Annotated in this window: 8 protein-coding genes; all 8 read right to left on the bottom strand. The window is 69.5% G+C overall.

The window, feature by feature from the left end; translation table 11 throughout:
* A partial coding sequence (cysS, locus tag VM938_02100; protein HVF73815.1) for a cysteine--tRNA ligase occupies window positions 1-1,157 on the bottom strand: 1,157 nt, incomplete at its 3' end.
* A complete protein-coding gene (npdG, locus tag VM938_02095; GenBank protein HVF73814.1) occupies window positions 1,154-1,813 on the bottom strand; it encodes an NADPH-dependent F420 reductase in 660 nt (219 codons plus the stop codon). The genes npdG and cysS, both read right to left, overlap by 4 nt.
* Window positions 1,814-1,841: 28 nt before the next feature.
* Window positions 1,842-2,873 (bottom strand): M23 family metallopeptidase, encoded by a 1,032-nt coding sequence (locus VM938_02090; GenBank protein ID HVF73813.1) that lies wholly within the window; start codon window positions 2,871-2,873, stop codon window positions 1,842-1,844.
* 30 nt (window positions 2,874-2,903) lie between these two features.
* On the bottom strand, window positions 2,904-3,050 hold the full coding sequence (locus tag VM938_02085) for a hypothetical protein (protein HVF73812.1): 147 nt from the start codon (window positions 3,048-3,050) through the stop codon (window positions 2,904-2,906).
* A gap of 12 nt (window positions 3,051-3,062) precedes the next feature.
* Window positions 3,063-4,160: a hypothetical protein gene (locus tag VM938_02080; protein ID HVF73811.1), complete on the bottom strand. Its 1,098-nt coding sequence runs from the start codon at window positions 4,158-4,160 to the stop codon at window positions 3,063-3,065.
* A complete protein-coding gene (locus tag VM938_02075; GenBank protein ID HVF73810.1) occupies window positions 4,157-5,824 on the bottom strand; it encodes an ATP-binding cassette domain-containing protein in 1,668 nt (555 codons plus the stop codon). Before VM938_02075 ends, VM938_02080 begins: the two co-directional genes overlap by 4 nt.
* Window positions 5,824-8,100: an ABC transporter permease gene (locus VM938_02070; GenBank protein HVF73809.1), complete on the bottom strand. Its 2,277-nt coding sequence runs from the start codon at window positions 8,098-8,100 to the stop codon at window positions 5,824-5,826. Before VM938_02070 ends, VM938_02075 begins: the two co-directional genes overlap by 1 nt.
* Window positions 8,097-9,863: a hypothetical protein gene (locus VM938_02065; protein HVF73808.1), complete on the bottom strand. Its 1,767-nt coding sequence runs from the start codon at window positions 9,861-9,863 to the stop codon at window positions 8,097-8,099. Before VM938_02065 ends, VM938_02070 begins: the two co-directional genes overlap by 4 nt.
* Window positions 9,864-9,954 lie beyond the last annotated feature (91 nt).

The following is a 9,954-nucleotide window of genomic DNA, read 5'->3' as shown; positions in this document are numbered from 1 at the left end:
TTCCGTTGCACCCGCCCCCAAACCGGCCGGGTCCCCCCCCCCACTTCGAGGCCGAGGAGGGCGGCGGCGTCCGACACGCCTTCACCCCGGGCCACGGCGGCATCGATGGCGGCCACCGCCGCGGGCGTGTCGAGGTCGTCGTCGAGGGCGGCCCGCACGTCGTCGAGCGCCCCGGCGCCGGCACCGGCCGCCGTCCACCGTTCCAGTCGGCCGGCCGCTTCGGGCATGAGCCGCTCGTTCCACTCCCACCCGGCCCGGTAGTGCTGGGCCACGATGGCCAAGCGGATGGCGCCGGGCTTCCACTCCTTGAGCAGGTCGCTCACGAACATGAGGTTGCCAAGCGACTTCGACATCTTCTCGCCGTCCATCCGCACCATCCCGACGTGCATCCAGTGGCGCACGAAGCGCTCACCGGTGGCCGCCTCCGACTGGGCGGCCTCGCACTCGTGGTGCGGGAAGACCAAGTCGCTGCCGCCGCCGTGCAGGTCGATTGTGGTGCCCAGTTCGCGCATAGCGAGAGCCGAGCACTCGATGTGCCAGCCGGGGCGGCCCGGTCCCCACAGCGACTCCCACGCGGGCTCGTCGGGGGCGGACGGCTGCCACAGCACGAAGTCGAGCGGGTCCTGCTTGTGCGGGTCGTCGGGCTTGCCGCCGTGCACGGCCGCCAGCCGCAGCATCTCGTCGCGCTCGAGGTGGCTCACCTGGCCGAACTCGGCGAACGACGACACGTCGAAGTACACGGCGCCGCCTGCCCGGTAGGCGTGGCCCGCAGCCAGGACCCGGTCGATGAAGCCGAGGATGTCGGGGATGGCCGAGGTGGCCCGGGGCTCGCTGTAGGCGGGCAGCAGCCCCAGCGCCTGCATGTTCTCGGTGAAGCGGGCCATCTCCTCGGCGGCCAGGTCGAGGTAGTGCACGCCCAGCTCCCGCGCCTTGCGCAGGATGTCGTCGTCGACGTCGGTGACGTTGCGCACGCAGTGGGTCTCGTGGCCCAGGTCGCGCAGCCGCCGTTGCAGCACGTCGTAGGCGACGTAGGTGGCGGCGTGGCCGATGTGGGCGGAGTCGTACGGGGTGATCCCGCACGTGTACATGGTGACGACCGGGCCAGGCTCGAACGGCACCACCGCGCGGCGCGCCGTGTCGTAGAGCCGCACGGTCACGGCAGGGTGATCCCCGTCATGCGGATGGCGGCCCGGGCCTTGTAGCGCACGTTCAACTGCAGGAGCACGGCGGTGATGGCCTCGATGGGCGCAGCGTTCGACAGCGACCCGGCGTCGAGCGGGCGAAGGGCGGGGATGCAGTCGACGATTGTGGCGGTGACCTCGGTGGCCGAGGGGTGGTCGGAGCAGATGAGCACGTCGCTCTCCACCGGGGTGCCGAGCTTCATGAGGGCGTGGGCGGGCAGGTGGTGGAAGGCGGCCGCCACACGGGCCTTGGGCACCTCGCTCTGCACGTGGGCGGCCACCGAGCCGCGGGGCGGCACCAGCGGCTGGAACTCGTTGCCCACCTTGACCAAGGCGTTGGCCATGCAGATGACCACCTTGTCGTCGAGGTAGTCGCTCACCGACGCCGCCGTGGCCGCCGCCGCGTCCCACGGGGTGGCCACCACCACGACCTCGCAGTCGGCCGCCATCGGGTTGTCGCCCGCCCGCAGGGGCAGGTCGAGGTCGGGGAACTTGTCGCAGATGGCCGTACACGCCTCCTGCGCCCGTTCCTTCGAACGCGAGCCGATGGTCACTTCGATTCCCACCGATGCCAAGCGAGCAGCCAGTGCGCTGCCGGCCGGGCCGGTCCCTCCCAGGATGCCTACGTGCACGGTGCCTACCCTAGGCGGGAGGGGTCGCTCAGCAGTATTTGGCGAGGGTCGGGTACGGGTTCACCGGCCCGCCGCCGCCGGGGTGGATCTCGAAGTGCAGGTGGGTCGGCCCGCCGCTGGCGTTGCCGGTGTTGCCCACCGTGCCGATCACCGTGCCCGCCGACACCCGGCCCGTGGGCCCGGTGTAGGAGTGGAGGTGGGTGCCGAAGTAGGTGGTGCCGTCGTCGCCGTCGAGGTAGTACGACAGGCCGCCCAGGCTGGAGTTGTGCTTTCGGACGGTGCCGCTGACGCTGGCCACCACCGGCGTGCCGCGGGGCGAGAGGATGTCGGTGCCCTGGTGGCGGCGACCGCCCGAACGGGGCTGGCCCCAGTCGTTGGTGAACGAACGCGGCCCCTGCACCGGGCAGATCCACGAACCCGACCCGATCACCCGGGCGCCGCCCGACGGTGCCGGCGCCGCCGCAGGCGCCTGCCGTGAGGCGCTCCGCTCGCGCTGGGCACGAGCCTGCTCCTCGGCTGCCTTCTTGGCTTCGAAGGCGGCCTGGGCGGCGGCCAGCTTCTCCAGTTCTGCCATGGCCTTGCCCGACTCTGCCCGCAGCGCCTGGGCCGCGGCTCGCTGTTCGGCCAGGCGCTTGCGCATGGCTTCCTGGCCCGCCTCCATGTCGGCCCGGGCCACCCGGAAGCGCTCCAGGTCGTCGGTGTCGCCCAGCGTCACGATGCGCAGCATGGCCTGGCCCCGCGACAGGGAGCCGGGGTCGCTGCTCAGGGCCGAGGGGCCGATCCCGCTGTTGACGTACTGGCGCACCGCGAGGTCGCGCACCCGCGTGGCCAACTGGTCGACCTCGGCGCGTGCCGTGGCCGTGCGGGCTTCCAGCCGGCTGAGCTCGTCTTCGACCTTGGCCAACGCCGACTGGGCCGCGGCGTGTCGAGCGGCAGCGGCGTTGGCTCGCTTCTGCGCGTCGGCCACGTCGCCTGACCGGTCGCCCTCGGCGGCTCGCGCCGGGCTGACCATCAGGAGCGTGCACGCGACGGCGACCACGAAAGCCACAGCTCGTCGCATGGGCGACAAGGCTAGCGAAGGACCGGCCATTCAGTCGATGTCGACCGAGTTGCCCAGTACGGCGCCGCCCACCAGCACGATGACGGCCAGCAGCAGTGCCCAACTGAAAGCGTTCATCACCAGCCAGGTGCCGCCGAAGACGAGGCCGAGCATGGCGAGCAGCAACAGGACCATCACGACGCCCGACCCCTACAGCCGCGGCGCACGCCCGCCGCGCGGGCGGGCAAAACGGCCGACGCCGCGCAGCAGCGGTGCGGGAACGGCGGGGCTCTGGCCAGGCGTGCGCCCGGCAACCGCGCCGATCAGTCGAGGCCCCCGCGTGGGACTGCCGCCCAGCCACCACAGTGCGCCCGCCATGGCCAACAGCATCGAGACCGCCATCATGCGCTCGGCCCGCGTGTCGGGGAAACGGAAGGGCGTGCGGGCAACCGTGCTGGGCGGCCGCCGGAGCGCAACCAGCGAGGTCGGCGTGCTACCTACTCGCGTGGGAGGCGCCGCGAGCCCGGCGGTCGGAGGCTCGAAAAGCTCCGGCACCGAGATCAACGGCGGCGTGTCGTCGTCGGGCAGGGTAGTCGTGGTGGTCGGCTCGTCGTCGTCCGGGAGGTCCTCCGTCACGAGCGTGCCCGCGCCCGGTGACGCGAAGTTGACCATGTAGCTCGTTTGCGTCGGCGCGCTCGGTGCCCCACCCGGAGGGGGAGGCGGCGGCCCAGTGGGCACGAGGACGATGTCGTAGTTGTCGTCGACGTCCTGCATCGACGACGACAGCGTCCAGAACATCGCGGTGCCCCCTGCCGCCACCGTTCCCGGCGCGCAGTTCACGTTGTCCCACGTGGGCACCTTGCTCCACGGCCCGTTGACCTCGCCGTCCCATGCAGACAGCGCCGGGCAAGCGAAGACGGTGGCCCCCGGCGGCAGGACGATGGCGTCGGGATGCGGAGCCTGGTCGACCGTGGTCGAGGTACTCGGTCCGGTGCCTGCCTTCTGTTTGGGCGCGGCCTCTAGGTACAGCGTGGCGTCGACCGACGCCTCGACGGTGAAGTGCATAGCGGCAATGGCCTGGGGCCCGTCGAGCCCGTGGGCCACGGTGAGTCCGCCCTCGTCACCGGTGGGCGGACCGGGCACCGTTGGCGTGATGGGGATGGTAGGCGGGAGGGCGGACGATGTCGCAGGCTCGGCCTGCCACTTCGACCACCAGCCCTGCTTGACCGGCGCATCGGCGCTCACCAGTTCGCCGCCAACGCCGACCCCCACGGCGAGTACGACCACGGCCACCGCAAGTCGCTTCACGAGCGCCCCCTCCGACGTCGCCGGGCAGTGGCGGTAGGGGCAGACGTCCCCGAGCGATTGATCACGTCGAGGTCGCCGCCCAAGTAGGCGGAGACGACCCGGGAATTACTCAGGACCTTGTCCGGCACGTCCTGCACAACAACGGCACCCAACTCCAACGCCACGATCTCGTCGGAGATCGAGGTGATGAGGGGCATGTCGTGCTCGATGACGAGCATGGCGCAACCCGCCTCCCGCTGGATGCGCTTGAGCAACGGCCCCAGGGCCTCGGTCTCCCGCTGGGCGATGCCCGAGGACGGCTCGTCGAGGATGAGCACCGAGGGGTCGTGGGCGATGGCCATGGCCAGGTCGACAACCCGGCGCGTGCCCGTGGACAGCTCGGCGACGAACTTGTCGCGGAACGCACCGAGGTTCATCAGTTCGATGAGATCCTCCACCGTCCAGGCGACGTCCTCTTCCATCTCCTGCACCGCGGGCAGGTTCAAGGCGGACGCCAAGTGGTCGCGGATTTCCAGGTGGCGCTCCAGGCCGATGGCGATGTTCTCGCCCACCGTCATCGACGGGAAGATGCGGGCGTCCTGGAACGACCGGCCCAAGCCCACTTGGGCCCGCCGGTCGGCACCCCAGCGGGTGACGTCGATGCCCTTCAGGACGATGCGTCCCGCGTCGAGCGGTAGCAGCCCCGACACCAGGTCGAAGATCGTGGTCTTGCCCGCGCCGTTGGGCCCGATGAGCCCCAGGATCTCGCCCTCGTGCAGCGTGAACGAGACGTTGTCGACCGCGGTGATCCCGCCGAATCGCTTGGTCAGCCCCTCGACCTCGAGGACCGGCTTGCTGCGGTCGACGGCCTTGCGGACCTTCGCCTTGGTGGTCGACTTGCCCGTGCCCTCGAGGAACACCGAGCGCAGGATGTCGCCTCGCTCCAAGAGCTCCTCGGTCGGACCGGAGAAACGCACCTCGCCCTTCTCCATGAAGTAGGCGCGGTTGGCGATGGTCAGCGCCACGTTCACGGACTGCTCGACCAAGATCACCGGGCAACCGCTCGCATGGATGCGCCGGACGATGCCCAGCAACTGCTCGACGACGCTAGGTGCCAGCCCGAGCGACAACTCGTCGATGATCAGGAGCTTGGGCTTGGCCACGAAGGCCATCCCTAACGCCAACTGTTGCTGCTCGCCGCCCGAGAGGTTGCCCGCCATCTGGTCCCACCGCTCTTGTAGGCGCGGGAAGAGGCCGAGCACCTCGTCGATGCGGCCCTGCACCGCGGCGGGGTCCTCCTTGGCGTACATCCACGTGCCGGCGGTGAAGTGCTCGGCCACGGTCAGGGTGGGGAACACGGCTTTGCCGCCGGGGACCTGCACGATGCCGAGCCGAGCCGCCTTGACCGGGCTGAGGCCGGTGATGTCGTGGCCGTCGAAGGTGATTGTGCCGCCCATGGTGGGGACCAGCCCCGAGATGGCCTTCAGCAGGGTCGACTTGCCCGCTCCGTTGGTGCCGAGCAAGGCGATGATTTCGTCGCGGCCGACGTCGAGGTCGACGCCGAAGAGGATCTGCACGGAGCCATAGGCGACTTCCACCCCTCGGCACGACAACAGGGGCCCGTTCCTGTTCGTGGTCGGCTCGTCGGCCTCGATGACTGCGGCGTTGCTGCGGCGGGCGAACATCACAGGTCGGCCCCCACGCGGAGGTGCTCGTGGTCGGGCGCCTCGTCGACGGGCAGCACCTCGCCGCACACCGGGCAGGTCACGCGTCGGTCGTTCAGCACGTCGAAGCCTTCGACGGACTCGACGTGCTCCTCGGCGTCCACGACGACGGAACGCTCCTCCGCGTCGATGCGCCGGTCGGCTACCAGGGACGGCACGTGGATGTCGTGGCGCACTGCCAACATGCGGAGACACCGGTCGCGGAGCCGATAGGCGCCTTGGGCCAGGCCGCCGGGCAGGAACAACAGGATCAACAGCAGGCCGGGGCCGGTCACCAGCAGCGAGAGGTTGTCGATCCAGTCCTCGCCGAAGAAGCGCACGCCCTCGAGCAGGATGACGCTGGCCACGGCGCCGGCCACCGACGTGAGCCCGCCAATGGCGGTGATGACGAAGATGGCGATGCTGGGCCCGATGCCGTAGCTCGACGCCCCCACGTCGTTCGTCTGGTAGGCGAGGAGCACGCCGGCGAGGGCGGCCATGCCGCCGGAGATGGCGAAGGCGGCCAGCTTGGTGCGGGCCGGGTTGATGCTGTAGCTGGCCGCGGCCCGGGGGTTGTCGCGGATGGCGACCACGGCGCGCCCGGCTCGGCTGCGCCGGTACGAACGGGCCACGACCATGACGAGGGCGAGGGCGACCAGGCACATCCAGTAGTAGCTGCGGGTGGACGGGGTGCCGTCCTCGCCGACCAGCGAGATGCGGCCCCACAGGACCGGCGTCTCGATGCGGGCCGTCTCCGAGGGCATGAGGAGCTTGCCGATCCAGAAGTGGCGATTGAGGATCACCAGCTCCATCGCCCCGGCGAAGGCGAGGGTGGCCACGGCCAGGTACAGGCCGGGGATGCGCAGGGCGGGGATGCCGAGCAGGGAAGAGACCAAGGCGCCCGCCACCATGGCGACCACGAGCACCAGGAAGAAGTCGAGGTTGTGCTCCCCCGCCATCTTCCCCGCTACTACGGCACCCACCCCGACGATGCCGAACTGGCCCAGGCTGATCTGGCCTCCCCACCCCGACAGCACCACCAACGACACGCCGACGATGGCGCTGATCACGGCCAGGATGGCGAAGCCCATGCGGTTCTCGCCCAACAGCCACGGCAGGGCGACGAGCAGGATCGCTCCGGCGGCGGGCAGCACCCACCGGGCAGCGGTGACGGCTCGCAGGCCGGCCAGCTCTCGGGGGATGGGCCGATTCTCCTGCACCGCCTGCCACGAAGCCACGCCGGTGTCATGGGCCCGGCCCATGCGGCTGCGCTGCAGGAGCAGGGCGGCAAGGACGACCACCACCATCACACCGGCAATGAGGGCGTCGGAGCCGTAGTGCACACTGGCGCTGGCCGCCATCACGCCGATACCGCAACCTGCCACCAGGCACAGGATCATCGACTCCATACGCGCCACCACGGCGGCCGTCAGGGCGAAGAGGAGCACCCGTGGCCCGAGAGAGCCGTCGAGGGGCACGCCGACCATGCCCGAGCGCACGAAGATGGCCATCCCGGCAAGGAAGGCGGCAATAATCCAGGCCACTGCTTCCACCCGCTTGACGGGGATGCCGAGCAGCGCGGCCCGGTCGGCGTTCTCGGCTGAGGCCCGCAGGGCGATGCCGATCCGGGTGTAGCGGAGGAAGCCCGCGAGGACCAGGGTGCACATCACGATGGCGACGATGCCGAAGAAGTAGTCGCCGTTGAGAGTGGTCAGCCCGACGCTCATCGTCCGCGACGTGAACGGCGACTGGTAGCTGACGAGGAGGGCGTCGTTGCCCAGCCAGATGGGGATGAGCAGCCCGACGTAGGCAAGGATCTGGCTCACCCCCAGGGTGGCCACGGTGAGGATGAGCCGGGGCGCCTTGTCGAAACGCCGGATGACCAGCACGTCGACGAGCAAGCCCAGCAGCGCCGAGGAAACCAGGGCGGCGGGAAAGGCCACCCACCACGACATCCCCTTGAGCGCCATCATCGAGGCGAACCCGATAGCGGGCACGGCGCCGAGGCTGGCCGCTGCGAAGTTGATGATGCGGTTGGTGCGGTAGATGAGGATGATGCCCACGCCGAGCAGCCCGTAGAGCGCGCCGATGCTCGCCCCTTGGATCCATATGCCGGCGGTGGGCGACCACATACGCTCGACGAACAGGTAGAAGGCCGAGAACGCCGCTGCCGTAGTCGCCACCTTGTACGGCAGCGTGCCCCGGTGCGCACGCACCGGGGCCAACAGGCCTTGGACCCGCTCGACCGCGGCGATCATGGGCGCGGCTTCGCCGGTAGCGAGAGCAGGCCGGAGGGGAACCGGCCGTCGAGGAAGGATCGGCCGCCGTTGAGTGAGGTGTACGAGCCTTTCACGTTGTTGAACTGCGAAGGCGTCATCGGCGCCCAGTAGACCTCGCGCAGGCTGTCGTTCCACGTGTAGTTGCCGGCAGCCAGCGAGCGCTGCGAGCTCTTCTCGTTGGTGGTCGTGCCGAGCAGGCCCGTGCGTGTCGCCCCTGTCTCCACCGCGAAGGCAGTGAGGTTCGGCCCCGCCATCTGGATCATGGCGCCGAGCATGGCGTAATAGTGCAGCTCTTCCTCGGCCGATGCGTAGAGGGCGTCGGCGTAGCCCCCCGCCTTGTAGACCTTTGTGGCCGAGTTGGCATCGAAGGGCCCCTGCTTGGGGAACTGCGCCAAGCCGAAGGCGTTCTCGAACTGCTCGTAGTTGCCGTCGCCTTGGCTGGGCGGCTTCTGGCTCGGCTTCTGCGGGTACTCGGCTCCGTGGTCGTAGGCCTGGGCCGAACGATCGAGGTCCATGACGCCGGTGCCGACAATGACTGTCTCGGGGAAGTACCGCTCGTCGGTGAACGTCTTGTAGAGGAACTGGGGCGCCACCTGGTCGCAGAAGCACATGACCGTGGTGACTGTGCCCTTGGCGACCATCGATTCATAAGCGGCCCGACGCTGCTGGGGCAGGGTGGAGATGTCCTGGGCGTACTTGTATTCGTTCTCAACCACGACCCCGCACTTCGACTTGACCAGCGCCTTGAGGCGCTCGACGGTCTTGAGGTTCTCGGGGTCGTCGGTGGTGACGACACCCAGCTTCCGGGGCCGGTCCTGCAGGTTCAGGGGGACGCCCGTTGCCGTGGTCGAGTTCTTGGCGTAGGCAGCCTTGGCCGAGCCCCCGCCGTGCATGCGGGTGCAGTACCAGGTGGAGATCTCGTCGGCCATCTCGTAGCCGCCCATCTGCACGTCCCAGTGATACGGCCGCAGGCTGGCGTTGAACTCGTCGGTGAACCCGTAGCCGCCGATGTTCACCACCTTGAGCTGGCTCAGCTCCCTGTACGTGTCCGACGACACCGAGTTGGCCCAGGTGGCAGCGAAGGGGTTCTCCTTCTGCACCATCTGGCGGACCTCGATCTTGAGCTCGGCGTGGTTGGGCGCCTTCTCGCCGCCGGTGGTCGACTTGAACTGGTAGGGGACGATGTCGACCTTGCGGCCGTAGAACTCGTAGTTCTCGTTCAGGAACTTCTCGGCTGCCTCGGCGAACTTGCTGAACTGGGCGAAGCTCGGCGAGCCCTGGCTTTCCAGGATCTTCTGCACCGCGGCGCCGTAGTTGCCGAGCATGGCCACGACCTTGATCGAGTCGCCGGTCACGCCCCGTGTGCCGCGGGGTGCGCCACCGTTGGTGCCGGTGAACTTGCCGACACACGGCGGCGCCCACTCGTAGAGGGCGGGGTCGTACTGCTTGCCGTTGACGCAGTGCTTGGTGTCGCCTTGGCCCGGGCCTGGCCGTGTCGGGTCGTTGGGGTTGTTGGGGTCACCAGGGCCGGTGCCGCCAGGGCTGGTGCCGCCAGGTCCGCTGGAGCCGCCCGGGCCACCGACGACAGAAGGGTCGACGGCGTCGTCGATGCCGTCACCGTCGGCGTCGACGAACGAGCTGCCGGAGCCGTTGCCGGCTCCGAGGGAGGTCAGGTCGGACTCCTTCTCGGCCGTCGAAGGCACCACGGCGATGATCAAAAGCTGGACGGCAGCAACGGCCAACAGCGGTCCGTAGCGTCGGGCCAACGTCGCACGACTCATGTGGGTGAACCCCCTTCGCGGAGGGATCGACCCGCCACGTTCGGCTGGTGCG

The organism is Acidimicrobiales bacterium (genome assembly GCA_035536915.1).
In the GTDB taxonomy this organism is placed as follows: Bacteria; Actinomycetota; Acidimicrobiia; order Acidimicrobiales; family JAHWLA01; genus JAHWLA01.
This window is presented reverse-complemented; position numbering and strand designations above follow the sequence as displayed.

Excerpts from the sequence above, each read along its gene's own strand:
- VM938_02075 (HVF73810.1), bottom strand. The coding sequence starts at position 5,824 with ATGTTCGCCCGCCGCAGCAACGCCGCAGTCATCGAGGCCGACGAGCCG.
- VM938_02090 (HVF73813.1), bottom strand. The coding sequence starts at position 2,873 with ATGCGACGAGCTGTGGCTTTCGTGGTCGCCGTCGCGTGCACGCTCCTG.
- VM938_02070 (HVF73809.1), bottom strand. The coding sequence starts at position 8,100 with ATGATCGCCGCGGTCGAGCGGGTCCAAGGCCTGTTGGCCCCGGTGCGT.